The sequence below is a fragment of the Cupriavidus sp. GW822-FHT03E04 genome (assembly GCF_058801495.1).
Map to the genome: position 1 here is coordinate 1 of NZ_JBXANI010000054.1, position 19,591 is coordinate 19,591.

Annotated in this window: 16 protein-coding genes; 7 read left to right on the forward strand and 9 right to left on the reverse strand. The window is 67.9% G+C overall.

The features are described 5' to 3' along the window. Positions 1-307 precede the first annotated feature (307 nt). From AC1RQC_RS39695 to AC1RQC_RS39705, 3 genes are all read left to right on the forward strand, one after another. A complete protein-coding gene (locus tag AC1RQC_RS39695; protein WP_492886781.1) occupies positions 308-1,285 on the forward strand; it encodes a Bug family tripartite tricarboxylate transporter substrate binding protein in 978 nt (325 codons plus the stop codon). Between the two features lie 72 nt (positions 1,286-1,357). Then, positions 1,358-2,557 (forward strand): CaiB/BaiF CoA transferase family protein, encoded by a 1,200-nt coding sequence (locus AC1RQC_RS39700; protein ID WP_253933369.1) that lies wholly within the window; start codon positions 1,358-1,360, stop codon positions 2,555-2,557. Further along, entirely contained in the window at positions 2,554-3,420 is an 867-nt protein-coding gene (locus AC1RQC_RS39705) for a citryl-CoA lyase (protein WP_492886783.1), read from the forward strand. The genes AC1RQC_RS39700 and AC1RQC_RS39705 overlap by 4 nt, the downstream gene beginning before the upstream one ends. 37 nt (positions 3,421-3,457) lie before the next feature. Here AC1RQC_RS39705 and AC1RQC_RS39710 read toward each other — a convergent pair whose 3' ends face one another. From AC1RQC_RS39710 to AC1RQC_RS39735, 6 genes are all read right to left on the reverse strand, one after another. Then, positions 3,458-4,687, reverse strand: a complete 1,230-nt coding sequence (locus AC1RQC_RS39710) for a GGDEF domain-containing protein (RefSeq protein WP_492376592.1) — start codon at positions 4,685-4,687, stop codon at positions 3,458-3,460. Between the two features lie 233 nt (positions 4,688-4,920). After that, a complete protein-coding gene (locus tag AC1RQC_RS39715; RefSeq protein ID WP_492376593.1) occupies positions 4,921-5,649 on the reverse strand; it encodes an IclR family transcriptional regulator in 729 nt (242 codons plus the stop codon). A gap of 309 nt (positions 5,650-5,958) precedes the next feature. After that, positions 5,959-6,417 carry a hypothetical protein gene (locus tag AC1RQC_RS39720; RefSeq protein WP_416053151.1) on the reverse strand — a complete coding sequence of 153 codons (459 nt, stop codon included), beginning with the start codon at positions 6,415-6,417 and terminating at the stop codon, positions 5,959-5,961. 196 nt (positions 6,418-6,613) lie between these two features. Then, a complete protein-coding gene (locus AC1RQC_RS39725) occupies positions 6,614-7,405 on the reverse strand; it encodes an anti-sigma factor family protein (RefSeq protein ID WP_492376594.1) in 792 nt (263 codons plus the stop codon). After that, a complete protein-coding gene (locus AC1RQC_RS39730; RefSeq protein ID WP_492376595.1) occupies positions 7,402-7,950 on the reverse strand; it encodes a sigma-70 family RNA polymerase sigma factor in 549 nt (182 codons plus the stop codon). Before AC1RQC_RS39730 ends, AC1RQC_RS39725 begins: the two co-directional genes overlap by 4 nt. Positions 7,951-7,996: 46 nt before the next feature. Then, a complete protein-coding gene (locus AC1RQC_RS39735; protein WP_492886785.1) occupies positions 7,997-8,185 on the reverse strand; it encodes a hypothetical protein in 189 nt (62 codons plus the stop codon). Positions 8,186-8,883: 698 nt separating this feature from the next. Between AC1RQC_RS39735 and AC1RQC_RS39740 the strand changes: the two genes are divergently transcribed. From AC1RQC_RS39740 to AC1RQC_RS39750, 3 genes are read left to right on the forward strand one after another with little or no spacing between them, the layout of a single operon-like run. Further along, positions 8,884-10,116 carry an efflux RND transporter periplasmic adaptor subunit gene (locus AC1RQC_RS39740; RefSeq protein WP_492886786.1) on the forward strand — a complete coding sequence of 411 codons (1,233 nt, stop codon included), beginning with the start codon at positions 8,884-8,886 and terminating at the stop codon, positions 10,114-10,116. A gap of 15 nt (positions 10,117-10,131) precedes the next feature. Next, complete coding sequence (locus AC1RQC_RS39745) at positions 10,132-13,347, forward strand: efflux RND transporter permease subunit (RefSeq protein WP_492828057.1); 3,216 nt, start codon at positions 10,132-10,134, stop codon at positions 13,345-13,347. A gap of 1 nt (position 13,348) precedes the next feature. Then, positions 13,349-14,845, forward strand: coding sequence for an efflux transporter outer membrane subunit (locus AC1RQC_RS39750; RefSeq protein WP_492886788.1), 1,497 nt, complete (start codon positions 13,349-13,351; stop codon positions 14,843-14,845). A gap of 41 nt (positions 14,846-14,886) precedes the next feature. On the opposite strand, the gene AC1RQC_RS39755 is transcribed toward AC1RQC_RS39750, so the two are convergent. The 3 genes from AC1RQC_RS39755 to AC1RQC_RS39765 form a co-directional block, all read right to left on the reverse strand. Next, on the reverse strand, positions 14,887-15,657 hold the full coding sequence (locus tag AC1RQC_RS39755; RefSeq protein WP_492886790.1) for a class I SAM-dependent methyltransferase: 771 nt from the start codon (positions 15,655-15,657) through the stop codon (positions 14,887-14,889). A 94-nt stretch (positions 15,658-15,751) separates the two neighbouring features. Beyond that, positions 15,752-16,714: a hypothetical protein gene (locus tag AC1RQC_RS39760; RefSeq protein ID WP_492828061.1), complete on the reverse strand. Its 963-nt coding sequence runs from the start codon at positions 16,712-16,714 to the stop codon at positions 15,752-15,754. 234 nt (positions 16,715-16,948) lie between these two features. Continuing rightward, positions 16,949-18,094 (reverse strand): 4-hydroxyphenylpyruvate dioxygenase family protein, encoded by a 1,146-nt coding sequence (locus AC1RQC_RS39765; protein ID WP_492828063.1) that lies wholly within the window; start codon positions 18,092-18,094, stop codon positions 16,949-16,951. Positions 18,095-18,539: 445 nt separating this feature from the next. On the opposite strand from AC1RQC_RS39765, the gene AC1RQC_RS39770 reads away from it, so the two are divergent. Continuing rightward, complete coding sequence (locus tag AC1RQC_RS39770) at positions 18,540-19,373, forward strand: shikimate dehydrogenase family protein (protein WP_492376772.1); 834 nt, start codon at positions 18,540-18,542, stop codon at positions 19,371-19,373. The last annotated feature ends 218 nt before the right edge of the window (positions 19,374-19,591 follow it).

Sequence of the window (19,591 nt, forward strand, 5' to 3'; positions counted from 1 at the left end):
CTTCTTTGCCGACGCAAAGAAGAGTGACCGGCAGCCCCCGCAGGGGGATGTCGTATGGCCCTTGGGTGCAAAAACCATCGCCGTACAAAGAAACAGCAGACCAACCCCGCAGGCAGATGTCGTACGGCCCTTGGCTACAAAAACCAACGCCGCAACAAATCCCTCCCAAACCCCACCCCTTGACATCCCCCCTCCCCCCTCCTATCCTCCCACCTAAATTCCCTAAGTAAGACTAACGTTCTATTCTACAGAACACAAAAACCATCCGCCGGTGCCGTGCACCACCCCAATCCGGAGACACAACACAATGAAACGCTTCCCCATCCGCGCCCTGCTGCTACTCGCAGTCCCCGCCCTGCTCGCCGCAGGCGCCATCCCCGCTGCCGCGGACACCTATCCGAGCCAGCCGGTACGCCTGGTGGTCCCTTTCCCGCCGGCCGGCGGGACCGACGTCATGGCGCGCCTGGTGTTCAACAAGGTGGGCATGACCACCCACTGGAACGTGGTGGTGGAAAACCGCGCTGGCGCGGGCGGCAATATCGGCATGGACGCGGTGGCCAAGGCCCGCCCCGATGGCTACACGCTCGGCATGGGCCAGACTGCCAACCTGGCGATCAATCCCACGCTGTACCCCAGGATGCCCTACGACGCGGTCAAGGACTTCACCCCGGTGGCACTGGTTTCCGCGCAACCGCTGGTGCTGATCGTGCGCAAGGACGCGCCGTACAAGAACCTGGCCGACCTGGTCACCGCCGGCAAGGCCAGGCAGCTCTCGATGGCGTCGGCCGGCACGGGCACTGTGGGCCACCTGACGGGCGAGATGTTCGCGCGCCGCACGGGCATCAAGATGCTGCACGTGCCCTACAAGGGCGCCTCGCCGGCGCTGACCGACCTGCTGGGCGGCCAGACCGACTTTTACTTCGCCACGCCGCCGATCGCGCTGCCGATGATCAAGGCCGGCAAGCTGCGCGCACTCGGCGTGACCTCGGCCAAGCGCCTGCCGCTGCTGGCCGACGTGCCGACCGTGATCGAAGGCGGCTATGCCGGCTTCCAGGCGGAGGACTGGAAGGCGCTGGTGGCGCCGGCCGGCACGCCGGCGGAGATCGTCAAGCGCGTCAACGAGGAGATCAACAAGGCCATCGTCCAGCCCGATACCATCGCCAAGATGCGTGAGGAAGGCAGCGAGCCGCGCGGCGGCTCCCCGCAAGACCTGGCCGCGTTCATCAAGGCTGAAAACACCCGCTGGGGCACCCTCGTGCACCAGTCCGGCGCCAAGGTAGAGTAACGCCTTCGCCGCTCGCCGCGGCCGGCTTCGCCACTGCGAAGCGCCGCGGCACCGACACCTCAAAGCCTCGCCATGCAAAAACCGCTACGCCATATCCGCGTCCTCGACCTCACCAACGTGCTGGCCGGGCCCTTCTGCTGCCACCAGCTCGCCCATATGGGCGCCGAGGTCATCAAGGTGGAAACCCCCGGCACCGGCGACCTGGCCCGCCAGCTGGGCGCCGACGCCGAGCTCAACAGCCGGCTCATGGGCGTGTCCTTCCTGGCGCAGAACCCCGGGAAGCGCTCCATCACCATCAACCTCAAGCACGCGAGCGGCAAGGAAGTCTTCCGCAAGCTGGTGCAGAGCGCCGACGTCCTGGTGGAGAACTTCCGCCCCGGCGTGATGGACCGCCTGGGGCTGGGCTTCGAGGCGCTCAAGCAGATCCATCCCAAGCTGATCTATTGCGCCATTTCCGGCTTCGGGCAGGACGGCCCGCTGTCGGACCTGCCGGCGTACGACCAGATCATCCAGGGGATGTCCGGGGTGATGAGCATCACCGGCGACCCGCAGACCGCGCCATACCGCGTGGGCTACCCGGTCTCCGACACCATCGGCGGCATCACCGCGGCCTTTGCCGTGGCCGCCGCGCTGGCGGATCACCAGCGCACCGAGGGTTACTTCATCGACGTGTCGATGCTGGAAGCCACCCTGGCCACCATGGGCTGGGTGGTGTCCAACTACCTGATCGCAGGCAAGACCCCGGCGCCGATGGGCAATGAGAACATGACGGCCAGCCCGTCGGGCGCGTTCCATACCGGCGAGGGCCTGATCAATATCGCTGCCAACAAGCAGGAGCAGTTCGAAGCGGTCTGCCGCGTGGTGGGCCGCCCGGAACTTGCCACCGACGCGCGCTTCGCGCAGCGCCAGGCGCGGCTGGCCAACCGCGCCGAACTCACGCGCGAGCTGGAGGCGGAGCTGGCGAAGAAATCCGCCGATGCGTGGTGGAAACTGTTCAACGAGGCGGGCGTGCCGGCCGGCCCGGTCTACAGCGTGCCGCAAACGCTGGATCACCCGCAGGTGAGCGGGCGCGGCATGATCGGTGAGTTTGCCGACGTGCCCGGCGTGGGCCGCGACATCCGGCTGGTGCGCACGGGCTTCAAGCTCAATGGCGAGGCCCCGTCGGTCGACACCCCGCCGCCGGAGCTCGGCCAGCACACCCGTGAGATCCTCGCCCAGCTTGGCTACGGCGAGGCGGATATCGAAACCCTGCAAAAGGAGCGCGCGGTATGAGTGAACCTACCAAGGCAAACACCGGCACCAATGACATCAACGAAGGCCAGCGCCTCTCCCAGGACTGGTGGCGCACCGAGATCATCGACATGCAGCCCGGCGAGATCCGCTACCGCGGCTATCCCATCGAGCAACTGATCGGCCAGGTGTCGTTCGCGCAGATGATCTGGCTGATGCTGCGCGGCGAGCTGCCGGCGCGCGGGCAAGGCGAGTTGCTGGACGCCGCGCTGATGTCGGCGGTGGACCACGGCCCGCAAGCGCCGAGCATCGCCATCGCCCGCATGGCCGCCACCTGTGGCGTGGGCCTGAACAATGCGATGGCGTCCGCCGTCAACGTGCTGGGCGATGTGCACGGCGGCGCCGGCGAGCAGGCGGTGGAGCTGTACCAGGATGTGGCACGCCGTATCGACGGCGGCGAAACCCAGGAAGCCGCGGTCAAGGCCGCCCTGGCGGATTACCGCGACAACCACGGCAAGTTCGTGTCCGGATTCGGCCACCGCTTCCATCCGCTGGACCCGCGCGCCCCGCGCCTGCTGGCGCTGGTGGACCAGGCCGCGGCCGATGGCGTCGTCTCGGGCCGCTTCGCCACCATTGCACGCGCGGTGGAGGCCGAACTGGGCGCGGGCCGCAGCAAGCCGATTCCCATGAATATCGACGGGGCCACGGCCGTGATCTATGCGGAGCTGGGCTTCCCGGCGCCGCTGGCGCGCGGGCTGTTCTGCCTGTCGCGCTCGGTCGGGATCCTGGCGCATGCCTGGGAGCAAACGCAGCAAGGCGGCCGCAACAAGGGCCCGATCCCGCGCCAGTACATCTGGACTTACGACGGCCACCCGCCCCGGGACGTGCCGACGGCGCAGGACTGATCCAGGCTCAGAGGCAACGCTACCGGCCCTAGCGGTCCTAGCGGCCAGGCACGTGGGCGGAGTCGCCCACGTCGCCGGGCACCGGGCGCGTGGACGGCGCCATCCAGGACGCCAGCGTATAGCGGTCCCGGCCAAACTCCTTGGCCGCATAGAGCGCCCGGTCGGCCGCCGCGAACAAGGCGCGCCATAACCCTTCCACCCCCGCCGCCCCGCCCCGCAGCTCGGCCACGCCGATGCTGACGCTGGCAAACGCCGCCGAGTCGCCGGGCAGCGCAATGCCGCGCACCTTTTTCAGGATCCGGTTGGCCAGCGCGGTGGCCTGGCCCTCGTCGGTATGCGGGCAGAGGATGCAGAATTCCTCGCCGCCGTAGCGCCCGGCCACATCGGAGGCACGCCGCGAGTTGTCGATAGCCTCGGCGATCAGCTTGAGCACGGTGTCACCGGCATGGTGGCCATGCCGGTCGTTGACCTGCTTGAAATGGTCGATATCGATCACCAGGCAGGACAAGGGCTGGCCGTGACGCTCCCAGGCAGCCACCAGGCTGATGGCCGCCTTGTCGAGCGCGCCCCGGTTGAGCAGGCGCGTCAGCGCATCGAGCCTGGCGCCGCTTTCATTGGTGGCAATGACCTGCTCCATCGCCATGACCGTAAACCCGAACAAGGCCAGCAAGGTGCCCACCAGCGGCGCCACCAGCAAGATCCCGTTGGCACTGCTGGCATAGAACGGTCCTGAGGCCACGTTGCCTGCCAGCCCGGCGGCGAATCCGGCCAGGTGCGTGGCCAGGTGAACGAGGCTGGCAATCACCACCAGGGGCGTGCCCACGCTGCGCCGGCCATCGTAGGCATGCAGCAGGGTGACGACCGTCAGCACCGCGACCAGGGCCAGGCAGCCGTAGCCGATCACATGCATGCGTGCCTGGCCGCCAGCCATGCCGGCGGCGCCAACCAGCGCCAGCGCTGCCACCGTCACGCCCACCGCGAGCGTGCGATCCCACGACGCCATGCCGTAATACACCCGCACGCCGCGGTAGATCAGCAGCCTGCCGGCGATAAAGGCAGCCGCCCCGCCCGCGCTGACGTAGACCAGCCTGGCCGAAGCGTTGGCCGCCAGCACCAGCCCGGCGGCCGACACCAGCAGATGCCCGAGCGCCCACAGGCGCCCGGCCGCGCTGGGCCGCAAGGCGCCGAGCAGGCCGGCTGAAATGGCCAGCGTGCTGGCGTACACCACCACCATGACGACGACAATCGTTTGCTGGTCTAACTGCACGGAATTCCTTTGAAGATGCCGTGTTGCCGGTGACGTTGACGGAAGGCTTCAGAGGCAGGCCCGGTTGCGTGGTCAACTTCGCAAAGGCGCATGATATCGCCACGGACGCCGACAGGGCCACCCCCGACAAGCCGGGCATCGTCCTGGCTGCCGGGCACGGCACAAGGAGCAAGGCGCAAACGCCGGCGAGCAAACACCACACCCGAACCGGTTCCGCACCGATCTGGGGCAGCTCAGGCGGGAAACGGGAACGTGCCCCCCAGCGCCAGGGTCAGGTCGCGGGCTGCCCGCAGGACGTGCGGGCGGAAGGCCTCGTCGAAGCGCGGCGTCGGGCAGGTCAGGGTCAGCGCGCCCTTGAGCTCGCCGTCCGGGCCAAACACCGGCGACGATACGCCGGCAATCTCCGGGAGACGATCCCCGACCATCGCCGCGACGCCCTCTTCCCGTATCTTCTGGTAAAGGTCCCCCCGCGCCCCGCTGAACGCGCGCAGCACGCGGCCACCGGCGCCGCGGTTGCGCGGCAGCAGCTCGCCCGCCTTGGCATGGTCGCGCACCGGCTGGGGCGAGTCGACGCGGTACAGGCACAGGCGGTGCTCGCCCTGCTCGACGTGGTAAGCGGCGCTTTCGCGCGTGGCCTGCACCAGCTGGCGCAGCACCGGCATGACGATGAGCTCGAGCGAGAACGAAGCCGAATACACCGAGTTCAGCCGCGCTACTTCCGGGCCTAGCCCATAGCGGCCATCGGTATGGCGCAGGATCAGCCTGGCATGCTCCAGCGACGCCAGCAGGCGCAGCAGCGTGCTTTTGTAGAGCCCGGTGCGCTGGGCCAGCTCCACCAGGCTCAGCGTGGTGTCGCCCAGGTGGAACGCGGAAAGCACGAACAAGGCCCGGTCTACGGCTACGGCGCCGCCTTCGGCGGCATGTTTGTCGGCTTCGGAGAGCTGGGCGGCTTTACGTGGCATGAAGGAAACAGGGCAGGAAAGGTCAGGAATGCGGGAATGCAGGAATGCAGGAATGCGGGAAAAAGCGGAGCGGCGGCGTGGCACAGGGCCGGCATCCCGTCGGCCGGGGAAAGCCAGCGGCATAGCCGCACGGAGTTCCACGGTACAGAACGGTACCAGCCTTGTCAATCGGTGCCACGAGCGGGTGTGGAGGGATGCCTCGCTGGCCAGAGGCCCTGCGGCGAAGCGACGCAGGGCCCGCGCGAAGCGTGCGGCCAAGCAATCCGGTGGCGGCGCCTGTCGCGCATTCACATTGGGCGCCGTCCTGCGTCAGTGATGATGGCCGCCACCATGGAACCCGCCCTGGAAGCCGCCGCGTGGCGCACCGACAAACGACCCGCGCGAGCCGCCATGGAAGCCGCCGCCCGGGCGCGGCAGGAACACGCGGTGCATGTTGTGCGCGTGATGAAAGCGGTCGACAAAGATAAAACTCGCGCCAAAGCCGACGCCAACCGGCGTCCAGTACCAAGGGTCGTAGTAGTAAGCCGGCTGCCCATACGCCACCGCGCCGCCCGAACTATCCACCATCTGCCAGGAGCCATCCGGCTGCAGGCAGGCCAGCCCCACCACCTGTTGCAGGTAGCCGTCGATCTCCACCTGCCCTGCCATCTGCTGGCAAGGCGACGAATAGCCATTCCATGCGTCCGCGGCCACCGCCTGCGCCGCCGCGGGCGCGCTCAGGCCGAGGCCGGCAAGTAACGCCGCCACGGCACCCAGAGCCTTGCTCATGATGTCATCCCGGGATCGAATGCCCGACGTTGCGATGCGCCGGGCTATTGCCCGAACCGCATCCCGCGGCACATCGGTTTGCCTGCCGGACCCGCTGGCACGCTTGCGCGGCGCGCGTTCCTGCATTCGGTAAACGGATCAGGCTCCCCGTTTATTCCATGCATTCCCGCTGCGTTCCGCGCTCCCTTGTCCCTTGTTATTGCCATGCCTGCGGATCGCCGCCCAGGCTCGCGCAGACATCGCCGGCGATGGCGCGCAGCCGCGCTTCGGCCAACTGGCCGGAGAGCGCATAGCCGGCCCCGCCGCTGACCCAGTAAAAGGTGCGGCGATCCGCCTGGCGCAGCACGCCAAGCGTGGCCAGGGCGGGCGCCGCCGGCGTGATGTAGAGCGTGAGCCGCTCGCCGGCCGGGTCCTGGTACATCAGCTGGGCGGCCGGGCCTGCCTCGCCCGCCAGCAGGCGACCGCCCAGCAGCGTGAAGCCGTATTCGTCCAGCGACGGAATGGTGAGCGTACGCGCGAGCCGGCGCGACAACCACGCGCGCAGGTGCGCCTGGTCGGCTGCCGCCACCTCGACCGGATGACGCTCTTCAGGCGCGAACACCACATAGGCGGCGTCGGCACGGCGCGCAAATGCGTTGGGGTCCGCGCTGGCGCCTGGCAGCCACGCCACGCCGAATGCAAGCGCCAGGCCAGCCATCACCCAGCCCGTGGCGGCAAGCGCACTGCGCCACCACGGCACGCGCGCCCGGACCAGCACGTAGCGCAGGTCCGCTGGCAGCGGGAACAAGGCCTTGAGCGCGGCGTTCTGCTGGACATAGTGCTCCGCCAGCTCCGCCGCCCGCGCGTCATGCGCGAGGGCCGCGCGCAGGGCCGCCCCTTCGGCCTCGGGCAATTCGCCGTCCACCAGCGCGCACAGCCGCGCCAGGTCGGGTGCAGGCTCGCTGGCGTTCGGGTCAGAGGCGGGGCCGGGGCCGCGGTCGTCGTTCATGGCGTGTTCCTCACCACCCTTAGCGGTACGTGCCGCTCGCCGGCGCCACCCGTGCCACCAGAGCCGCCGGCGCCATCGGCCAGCAACGCGCGCAGATGCTCGCGCGCGCGGGACAGGCGCGACATCACCGTGCCCAGCGGCACGTGCAAGACCGCGGCGGCTTCCTGGTAGCGCAGGCCTTCCAGCACGATCAGCAGCAGCACCTCGCGCTGCTCGATCGGCAGGCGGTACAGCGCACGCTGCACATCGCGCAGCATCAGCCCGTCGACTTCGCTGGCAGGGGCCGCCTGCCGCTGCCAGAGCGGATCGGCCGCATCCAGCGCCACTTCGCGGCGCCGGCGCAACTGATCGATGTAAAGGTGGCGCAGCACGGTCAGCATCCAGGCCCGGGCCTGGATGCCTGCGGGCAGCCGCTTGCCTTGGGCAAGCGCGCGCTCCGCGGTGTCCTGTACCAGGTCATCGGCCCACGCCGCGTCGCCGGTGAGCGCGCGCGCATAGCGCCGCAGCTGCGGAAGCCAGACCGCGATGTCGTCGCCAACGCTCACTGCTGACAGGACATGGGGGGCGCATCTGCAGGCATCGGGGCAGGGATCAATATCCCCTCGTCCCCATGCCGCCGGTGCCACTTGTGCCACTTGTGCCACTCGTGCCACTCGTGCCGCGGCTGCCATCGCGCGAGGCCGAGGCGCCGCCGGACCCGTCGCCACCGCCATCGGAAGAACAGGCCGCCACCGCCATCAAGGCTAGCAGCAGGGCAGAAACCAGGCGGAGCGCTTTCATGTTGGTCTCCTTGGCGGGCGGGCCGCATGGTGACGCCATCGGGTGATGCCGCCAATCGGTCCTGCCCACCCGAGTAAACGCGTGGCGCCCCGGTTTTATTCCGCAAAGCGGATGTTTTGCCCCCGCTCCCACGCAGCGCGCAGCATGGCCCACATCTTGGCCCGGCCCGTGCGGCGCACGATACTTCGAGACGCTTCTTGCTTTGTCATGCAAGTGATCTAGAGTGATGTGATGCACCATTTCGCCCGGCTGTGGCGGTGCCGGAAGGGCCACAGCGTGCAACGACACGATGCCGTGATCGCGCAATGGCTGGCATGAGTGCACTGATACGGGCTCGCATTCGGTTTGCGGAAATCACCTCCCCCTACCCTCTTCGCCTTTGTCCTGCCACGCCGCATGGCAGGGTCGGGCATCCAAGCTTTAGCGGCCTGTCCCGCACGCCGCGCGAGGCTTGCGGCCATCGCCGGCGCCCTGATCGCAGCGCCTATCCATAGCCGAATCCACGATAGCCGCCCGCCAGCCGGCAAGGCCGGGGCGGCGGTTGCTCACCTGCCAGGCGCCAACCGGGACAACGGTTGCCGGCGCACGGCTCCGATTGCCGTGCCGTGTAGCGGCTCTGCCTGTCCATGCCGGGTGGCCAGCGCGTGCGCGTGTTGTTTGTGCTTCTCGTCCACTTTCACCGATTCCGAGGTCCCTTCATGCGCATCGAGCGGGTTCCCTTTCGCCATATCAGTGCCGCGACGGTTGCCGTAATTCTTGCTGCATGCGGACAGAAGCCCGCCGCGCCGCCGCCGCAGACGCTGGAGGTCGGCGTCGTCACCGTCAAGCCGGCCACCGTGCCCGTCACGTCCGAACTGCCGGGCCGCACCAGCGCGTACCTGGTCGCGCAGGTGCGCGCGCGGGTCGACGGCATCGTGCTGCGCCGCGAGTTCACCGAGGGCGATGAGGTCAAGCTGGGCCAGCGCCTCTACAAGATCGACCCAACGCCCTACATTGCCGCGCTCAACAACGCCAAGGCCGTGCTGGCGAAGGCACAAGCCAACGTGGGCACGCAGAACGCACTGGTCCAGCGCTACAAGATCCTGGTGGCGTCCAACGCCGTGAGCAAGCAGGACTACGACAACGCCGTGGCCGCGCTGGGCCAGGCCGTGGCCGACGTGGCATCGGGCAAGGCAGGGGTGGAAACCGCGCAGATCAACCTGGGCTACACCGATGTCGTGTCCCCCATCAGCGGACGCAGCGGCTTGTCGCAGGTCACGCCGGGCGCCTATGTGCAGGCCAGCCAGGCCACGCTGCTGACCACGGTGCAGCAACTGGACCCGGTCTACGTCAACCTGACGCAATCGAGCGTCGAGGGGCTGCGGCTGCGCCGCCAGATCCAGGAGGGCCGCCTGCAGACCACCGGCGCCAATGCCGCCAAGGTCACGCTGCTGCTGGAAGACGGACGCGCCTATCCGCAGCCCGGCAAGCTCCAGTTCACCGACGTGAGCGTGGACCAGAGCACGGGATCCGTGACGGTGCGTGCGATCTTCCCGAACAAGGATCGCGTGCTGCTGCCCGGCATGTTCGTGCGCGCGCGCATCGACGAGGGCGTCAACGACAAGGCCATCGTCGTGCCGCAGATCGGCGTCACGCATGACGCGAAGGGGCAGGCCGTGGCGCTGGTCGTCGGCCAGGACAACAAGGTGACGCAACGCCAGATTGTCACCACCGGCACCTACGGCAGCGGATGGGTGGTGGACAGCGGCCTGCAGCCGGGCGATCGCGTGATCGTCAATGGCGTGGAAAAAGCCAAGCCGGGCATGACGGTCAAGCCGGTCGAAGCCCAGGTACCGGCGCAGCCGGCCTCCGGCGCGCAGGCCATGCCTGGCGCCGGCGCGCCAGCGGCATCGGCGCCTTCCGCAGCATCGGCAGCAGCGGCCGCGCAATAACCGGGAGCCAGCTTCATGGCAAAGTTCTTTATCGACCGGCCGATTTTTGCGTGGGTGATCGCGATCATCCTGATGCTGGCCGGCCTCGCCGCGACCACCACGCTGCCCATTGCCCAGTACCCCACGATTGCCCCGCCGGCCGTGCAGATCAGCGCCACCTACCCCGGCGCTTCCGCCAAGACCGTCGAAGACACCGTCACGCAGGTGATCGAGCAGCAGATGAGCGGCCTGGACCACCTGCTGTACCTGTCGTCGACCAGCGACGACTCCGGCACCGCCACCATCACGCTCACTTTCGCGGCCGGCACCAACCCGGACATTGCGCAGGTCCAGGTGCAAAACAAGCTGCAACTGGCCACCCCGCTGCTGCCGCAGGCCGTGCAGCAGCTGGGCACCAAGGTCACCAAGTCGAGCAGCAGCTTCTTGCTGATCCTCGCCTTCGTGTCCAAGGACGGCAGCATGGGCCGCTACGACCTGGCGAACTACGTGGCGTCGAAGGTGCTGGACCCGGTCAGCCGGATCGACGGCGTCGGCACGGTGACGCTGTTCGGCTCGCAGTACGCCATGCGGATCTGGCTCGACGCGACCAAGCTGAACAACTACAGCCTGACCCCGATCGACGTCAAGAACGCGGTGGCCGCGCAGAACGTGCAGGTCGCTGGCGGCAGCCTGGGCGGCACGCCGTCGGTGCCGGGCCAGATGCTGCAAGCCACCATTACCGAGGCCACGCTGCTGCAAACCCCCGCGCAGTTCGGCAATATCCTGCTCAAGGTGAATACCGACGGCTCGCAGGTGCGCCTGAGGGATGTGGCGCGCATCGAGCTGGGCGGCGAGAACTATAACTTCGACACCAAGTACAACGGCCGGCCGACCGCGGCCTTCGGCATCCAGCTCGCCACCGGCGCCAATGCGCTGGCCACGGCCAAGGCGGTGCGCGCCAAGATGGCCGACCTGCAGCGCTACGCACCGCAAGGCGTGGTGGTGGAGTATCCGTACGACATCACGCCGTTCATCACGCTGTCGATCGAGGAAGTGATCAAGACGCTGATCGAGGGCATCGTGCTGGTGTTCCTGGTGATGTACCTGTTCCTGCAGAACCTGCGCGCCACGCTGATCCCGACCATCGCGGTGCCCGTGGTGCTGCTGGGCACCTTCGCGGTGATGTCGGTGGTTGGCTTCTCGATCAACACCCTGTCGATGTTCGGCATGGTGCTGGCCATCGGCCTGCTGGTGGACGATGCGATCGTGGTGGTGGAAAACGTCGAGCGGGTCATGGCCGAGGAAGGCTTGTCGCCGCGCGACGCCACGCGCAAGGCCATGGAGCAGATCACCGGCGCGCTGGTGGGCGTGGCGCTGGTGCTCTCGGCGGTGTTCGTGCCGGTGGCATTCTCCGGCGGCTCGGTGGGAGCGATCTACCGGCAGTTTTCACTGACCATCGTTGCCGCCATGGTGCTGTCCGTCTTGGTGGCCCTGATCCTGACGCCGGCGCTGTGCGCTTCCATGCTCGAGCCGATCCCGAAAGGCCACCACGATGAAAAGACCGGCTTCTTCGGCTGGTTCAACCGCACCTTCGCCAGGAGCCAGAAGAAGTACCACGGCGGCGTGGAGCACGTGATCCGGCGCTCGGGCCGTTGGCTGGTCATCTACCTGATGGTGATCCTGCTGGTGGGCTTGCTGTTCGTGCGCCTGCCGAAAGCCTTCCTGCCCGAAGAGGACCAGGGCACCATGTTCGTGCTGGTGCAGGCACCCGTGGGTTCCACGCAGGAGCGTACCGCCAAGGTGCTGCTGGATGTGCAGGAGTACCTGCTCAACAGCGAGAAGGAATCCGTGGAAGCGGTGCTGACGGTTAACGGCTTCAGCTTTGCCGGCCGCGGCCAGAACTCGGGCCTGGTGTTCGTGCGGCTCAAGGACTTCTCCCAGCGGGAGTCCGCCAACCTGAAAGCACCCGCTTTGGTCGGGCGGATTTTCGGGCACTTTGCCGGATACAAGGACGCCAACGTGTTCCCGTTGAACCCCCCTTCCATTCCGGAACTCGGCACGGCCGCAGGCTTCGACTTCGAGTTGCAGGACCGTGCCGGCGTGGGCCACGAGAAGCTGATGCAGGCGCGCAACATGCTGCTCGGCATGGCGGCCAAGGACGCGCTGCTGGCACAGGTGCGCCCGAACGGCCTGAACGATACGCCGCAGTTCAAGGTCGACATCGACCGCGAAAAAGCCAATGCGCTGGGCGTCAGCGCCGCCGACATCGACCAGACCTTCTCGACCGCCTGGGCGTCGTTATACGTGAACAACTTCCTCGATACCGACAACCGGATCAAGAAGGTCTACGTGCAGGGCGAACCGAGGTTCCGCATGAACCCGGAGGACCTGAACGCCTGGTACGTGCGCAATGCGACTGGCACGATGGTGCCCTTCGGCGCCTTCGGCTCGGGGGCGTGGATCTTCGGGTCCCCCAAGCTCGAACGCTTCAACGGCATCCCGGCGGTCGAGATCCAGGGCTCGGCGGCAGCCGGCAAATCGACCGGCCAGGCGATGAACGCCATGGAAGCCATCGCGCAGAAGCTGCCCGACGGCATCGGCTACGAATGGACCGGCTTGTCGTACCAGGAGCGCCAATCCGGCTCGCAGGCGCCACTGCTCTATGGCATCTCGATCCTCGTCGTGTTCCTTTGCCTGGCCGCGCTGTATGAGAGCTGGTCGATCCCGTTCTCGGTGATCATGGTGGTGCCGCTGGGGATTTTGGGCGCACTGCTGGCCGCCACCCTGCGTGGGCTGGAGAACGACGTCTTCTTCCAGGTCGGCCTGCTGACCACGGTGGGGCTGTCGGCGAAGAACGCCATCCTGATCGTGGAGTTCGCCCGCGACCTGCGCGACCAGGGCATGAGCACCGTCGACGCGGCGGTGGAGGCGGCACGCCTGCGCTTGCGCCCGATCCTGATGACATCGCTGGCCTTCATCCTTGGCGTGCTGCCGCTGGCGCTCAGTAATGGCGCCGGCTCCGGCAGCCAGCATGCGATCGGCACCGGCGTGATCGGCGGGATGCTGACCGCCACCTTCCTCGCGATCTTCATGATCCCGATGTTCTTCGTCGTGATCGGCAAGTTCAGCAAGACCAAGCACAAGCCCGGGTCGCCGCCTGCGCCCGTCCCGTCCGGCCATGCGGGCGGCGGCAATGACGATGGCAGCGATAGCAGCGATGGCGACGCCGGCACGCCTGGCCAAGGACATTGAGATGCCCAGACTCGCACTGATCGCCGCCGCCACCGCCATCCTGGCTGCCGGCTGCACGCTCCAGCCGCGCTATGAGCGCCCCGCCGCCCCCGTTGCCCCCACCTTCCCGGCCGGCGGCGTCTACGACGCCCAGCCGGACGCCGCCAGCGCCACGGCCAGCACGCCGGCCCCGGAGATCGGCTGGCGGGACTTCTTTGCCGATGCGCGCCTGCAGCGCTTGCTGGAACTCGCGCTCAAGAACAACCGCGACCTGCGCGTGTCGGTGCTGAACATGGAGGCGGCGCGCGCGCAGTACCAGATCAGCCGCGCCGGCCTGTTCCCGGCCGTCAACACGCTGGCCTCGCAGAGCCGCTCGCGCACGCCGGAGAACCTGTCCTTCCTTGGCAAGACCATCTCCGGCGAGTATTCGGTGGGCCTCAGCGCGTCGTGGGAAATCGACTTCTTCGGCCGCATCCGCAGCCTGAACGACCAGGCCCTCGCGCAGTTCCTGTCGCTGGCGGAAAACCGCAGGGCGGCGGAGCTGGCCTTGCTGTCGTCGGTGGCGAACCAGTACCTCACCATGCTCAGCTACGACGACGCGCTGGCCGTCACGCGCGCAACGCTGGTGACGGCCGAGGAGTCTTTACGCATCACCAGCCTGCAGTTTGACGTCGGCACGGGCTCGGAGCTGGCCCTGCGCCAGGCCGAAGGCGTGGTCGAGCAGGCGCGCGCCAACCTGGAAACGGAAAGCCGGTTGCGCGCGCAGTCCGAGAATGCACTGGTGCTGCTGGTGGGCGAGCCGCTGCCGGATAACCTGCCGCCTGGCCTGCCGCTCAACAGCCAGGCCTTGCTGGCCGACATACCGGCGGGCTTGCCGTCCGACCTGCTGACCCGGCGCCCGGACATAGCCGCCGCGGAGCAATCGCTGCGGGCAGCCAATGCCAACATCGGCGCGGCGCGCGCGGCGTTTTTCCCGCGGGTGACGCTCACCGGCAGCGCGGGCACGCTGTCGCCCACGCTGGGCGGCTTGTTCAAGCCGGGCTCCGGCGCCTGGTCGTTCGCGCCACAGATCACCTTGCCGATCTTCCAGGGCGGCCAGAACATCGCCGCGCTGGACCTGGCGCAGGTACAGAAGCGCATCGAGATCGCCACCTACGAGAAGGCCATCCAGACCGCCTTTCGGGAGGTGTCCGATGGCCTGGCGGCGCGCGGCACCTTCGACAACCAGATCAAGGCGCTTGAGCGCTTCACCGGCTCGCAAGAGCGGCGGCTGGTGCTGTCGGACCTGCGATTTCGCAACGGGGTGGACAGCTACCTGAGCGTGCTGACCGCGCAGAACGACCTATACAGCGCGCAACTGCTGCTGATCAACGCCCGGCTGCAACGGCTGACCAACCTGGTCGATCTCTACCAGTTCCTCGGCGGCGGCTGGATCGAGCGCGCGGGCGACACGCCCCGCCCCTCGGACGCGCCGCTCGACTACAGCGCGAACGCGCCAGGTCCGGCGGCCGCGCCGTAGCGTGCCCGATGTGTGTCCGCTGCGGGTCCGCAGCGGGTCCGTCAGGCCAGCCGCTGGCAGCTATACGCCTCGGTCCGGTAGGGAAACGCCACGCTGGCCTTGCCGGCCAGCGCCGGGCTGCCGTCGATCACAGCCAGCAGCCGGGCGCGCACCGCGTCCTGCTCCGCGGCCGGCAGCGAGGCAATGAAGCTGACCGACATGACCCGGTCCACGATCACCTGCTGCGCGGGGCCAACGTGCTCGTAAGGCAGGCTGGCCAGCCCCAGCTTGCCGAAGCCGCTGGCCGGGAACACCTTCTTCCAGTCACCCTTGTAGAAGCGCGGCGCGTCGCCCTCGAGCGGGGTCATGATGGCGGTCAGCTGCGCCACCCAGTCGACCGACTCATCGCGCACGTTCCACACCAGGCCGAGCTTGCCGCCCGGGCGCAGCACACGGCCGATCTCGGCCATGGCCGCGGCGTTGGCAAACCAGTGGAACGCCTGCGCGCAGACCACCGCATCGACACTGGCGTCGGGCAGCGGGATGGCCTCGGCCGTGCCCGCCAACGCCTGCACGGCGGGCAAGGCGGCGCTTAGCTGGGCGCGCATCGCCGCCACGGGTTCCACCGCGATCACGCTGGCGCCGGTGGCCAGCAGCAGGCGGCTGAACTTGCCGGTGCCGGCGCCCAGGTCCAGCACCGTCTTGCCGGGCTGCAGGCCGAGCTCCGTCGTCAGCCAGCCGCCAAGCGCGCTCGGATAGTCGGGGCGCCCGCGGGCGTAGGTATCGGCCTGGCTGGAAAAGCCCTGGGCAGCGGCGTGGTGGATGTCGGTCATGGTTGCGCGTCTCTCGTCTCTCTCGTGCGTTGGACAGGCACTCCGGAGCCAGCCCCTTGCCGCAGCGGCCCTGGAGTGGAGGAAGGAAGTGGAACTAGAACGAAGGCACCGGGTTCTCGCCCTGGCTGACCTGGTACTTGCCGTCCTGGAAGCGATAGCGCACCACCGCATCCAGCGATTTGCGCCGCGGCTTGGCCGCGCCTCCCGGTACTTTGACCTCCTGGCCCCGGAACGTCACGGTCAGGTCACCCGGCGTGTCCGCGCCAAGGGCAAATGCCGGTTTGCCCTCTACCGCATAGCAGACCTGCTCGCCGGCGTCCTGGCTATCCGCGCCGCGTTGCGCGAGCACGGCGGACTTGCCTGACAGCGCCTCCTCGCATGGCTCGAGCGCGCCGGAATTCTCCGCGCTCATGGCCTCGCCGGCCAGCAGGGTGGAGATCTGCCCCGGCGCCAGGCGATAGAACGACGCCCAGCTGCCGCAATAGCCTTGCCAGCAACCGCCCCAGGTCAGGGTGAGCGCAAAGTCCGTGGCCGATATCTTCGCGATCGAGGACTCGCCGAGCGAGCCTTGCCCGCCTGAGAAGTCGTAGCCATCAACGCGCCGGCTGAGCCGCCAGCCGCCGGGGCTTTCGCCACTGGCCGTGGCATCGCGCGTAAAGAAGTACGCGCCCAGCCAGGCACCCGCCGCGTGGCTATTGTTGCGCGTGCCGCCTTCATCCACCACCATGCCCTCGGTCAGCATCACCGCATGGGTGTCGTCCAGCCGGATCACCTGGATCGGCTTGACATCGATGGTGCCCTCCACCAGCGGCGCCTCGCCCGTGCCCTTGTAGTCCGGGTCCGGCAACGCGGCGCGCACCACGCGGCCTTTGTCGTCGTCGCGCCAGGCGGGAAAGGCCAGCAGGATCAAGGCCTCGCGCTTGAGGGTGTCGGCCTGCGCCACCGCGGCGGAGGCCGGCGCGGCCTGCGCGGACGAAGCGCCAGCCGCCGCGGGCGGGGCCTCATGCCGCGAGCAGGCGGACAAGCCGAGGCAAAGCGCCAGGGCCGGCGCCAGCATCCGCCTGGCAATACGTCGGGAATCCGCAGAGGCGGCACGAAGCGAGCAAAAAGTCATGTTGACGGCGGGCGCAAGGGCCGCAGCTGCGCGGCCAGGGATAGGGAGGCAAAGCGGGAGGCAAAGCGAGAATCACGAACTGCGGGAACCGTGGCAAATGGCCACGCGGATGCCGCGCACCGCACTATCCGCGAGCCGGTCCGCGCCGTCAAGGCGGGCCGGCTGCCATCCGGGCCCTCAAGCCGGGGCGTCGGGTGTAGTGGCGGAGCCCATGGCGGCCTCCAGCGCGGGCAGGTTGCCCTCGCCGAAGCCATGGTAGTTGTCGCGCTGGACGATTTCAAAGAAGAACTCGCCGGCCTCGCGGCGGGCAAAGGCTTGCAGGAAGGCCTCGCGCGTGCCGTCGGCGCGCAGCGCGCCGTCCACCAGGATGCCGTAGCGCCGCAAGGCCGCCAGATCCAGCCCGTGGCCCGGCACGCGCGCGTCGACAGTGTCGTAGTAGGCCGCGGGCGGCTCGACAAAGCGCACGCCGTTGCGCGCCAGGGCGGCGGCGCTGGCCACCAGGTCGTCGGTCGCCAGCGCAATGTGCTGGATGCCCTCGCCATGATGCCCCGACAGGTAGTGCTCCATCTGGTCGTGGCGCTGCGTGCCTTTCTCGTAGATCGGGATGCGGATCAGGCCGCAGGGCGAAAGCAGCACGCGGGAATCGCTCGCGACATGCCAGCCGGCATTGACCTCATGGATCTCGCGAAAGCCCAGCACCTTGCGGTAGAAATCGAGCCACTCTTCCAGATGCCCGGGGTCGACCGCCTGCGTCACGTGATCCACGCGGGCCAGGCCGGCGCCAGCGGTAGTGGCGGCAGTATCCGTGGCGGCATGCGCCAGCGCGCGGAAATCCACGTCGTAGATGGAGATGTCGCCCACGTCGCCGGGCCGCCCCTCCTTGCCGCGCCAGCGGTCGATAAAGTAGATGATGGATCGGCCAATGCCCTGGATGGCCGGGATATTCAGCTCCATCGGGCCGACCGTGCCGGCCTCGAACGGCCATGCGCCGGCATCGACCGCGCGCGCGAATGCCGTGGCGGCATCGTTCACGCGGATGCCGACCGCGCAGATCGAGAGGCCATATTCGGAGGCATAGCGGGTGGCGAAGGAATCCGGCTCCGCGTCAACGATGAAATTCATCTCGCCCTGGCGGAACAGCTTCACGTTCTTGTGCCGGTGCTGGGCAATGGCATGAAAGCCGAAACGCTCGAAGGTACGCCCAAGCGCCGCGGGATCGGGGGACGCAAATTCGACGAACTCATAACCCATGATGCCCAGCGGGTTCTCCCAAGGCTGGAAATCGTCGGCGCGCGGCGAAAAAACGTCTGCCGGTCGGCTCATGTCTGCTCCTTTTTATGTGGTCCGTGGTGGCTGCGGGTGTTAGCCATCATAGCAAGGGCCATGGCTTCGCTCTAGCCCGGCGCCGTGCCCCGCCGTGGCGCCGTGGCGGGGTCGGCCAGCGGCAGCCGAAGCGTAGCCGGCGCCCCGCGCGCCAACAATGGGAGCGCCCCGGTCTGTCGCGCTATTCGTGCGCCAGCGCGCGATGAACGCACCAATCAGGGGTAAACCCTTAGCTTTGATGCCTTCCCCGCAAAATGGTCTCATCCACCGGGGCAAACCCGAATTTCGCCCCATAAGCGCGCACATACGTACGTCTATCGCGCATAGTGCGCATTACACCTCTTGGTTCGCCTCATTTCACCCTTTAAGCTTGCGCTACCCACCTCGCTTCCACCTTGCGGAACAGACGGCAACAAGTAGAGCAACAGGCAACACGGACACCACCATGATCGACGGCAAGACCATCCTCATCGCGCATATCGGCTACCCCACCGAGTCCTTCAAGGCGCCGATGATCTACAACCCCTGGTTCGCGCAGCGCGGCATCAATGCCGTCGTGGTGCCCATGGGCCTGAAAGCCGAGCACTTCGCCGATGGCTTGCGCGCGCTGTTCCGGCTGACCAACCTGCGCGGCGCGCTTATCACCATGCCGCACAAGGTTTCCACCATGGCGCTGGTGGATGCGCTCACCCCGACGGCCCGCATCGCCGGCGCCTGCAACGCGGTACTGCTGCGCGACGACGGCACCCTGCTCGGCGATCAGTTCGATGGCGCGGGCTTCGTGCGCGGCATCCAGCGCAAAGGCTGCCAGCTGCAGGGTGCCAGCGTGCTGGTGTCCGGCTGCGGCGGCGTGGGTTCGGCCATTGCCGCGTCGCTGGCCGGCGCCGGGGTGGCGCGGCTAGGCCTGTTCGATGCGCGCGACGCCTCGGCGCAGGCACTGGCCGCGCGGCTGCAGGCGCACTACCCGCAATTGCAGGTCGGCACCGGCTCGAACGATCCTGCCGGCTACCAGCTGGTGGTCAATGCCACGCCGCTGGGCATGAACGAGGCCGATCCCCTGCCCTTCGACGTCAGCCGCATCGACCCGCAAGCCTGGGTGGGCGAGGTCGTGATGAAGACGGAGTACACGCCTTTGCTGCGCGCGGCGCTGGAGCGCGGCTGCCAGGTCCAGGTGGGCACCGACATGCTGTTCGAGATGATTCCCGCCTATCTTGAATTCTTTGGTTTTGGCACGGCCACGGCCGAGGAACTGCGCGCCGTTGCCAGGATCGCCTATTGAGTGTTTGCCATTCGCGCGGTTTTCACTGCAAATTCAATGGCTTAACTGCTTAACTGCTTAACTGCTTAAAGTCAAAGGCGGTTTCACCTCCCCTGCGGGGAGGCGACCTACTTTCTTGTCTTGCCAAGAAAGTAGGCAAAGAAGGCGCGCCGGATGGGGCGACTACCCCCTCGGGCTTCGGCGAAAAGAGCGGCCGGGACCCAAACTCGCATCGCCTT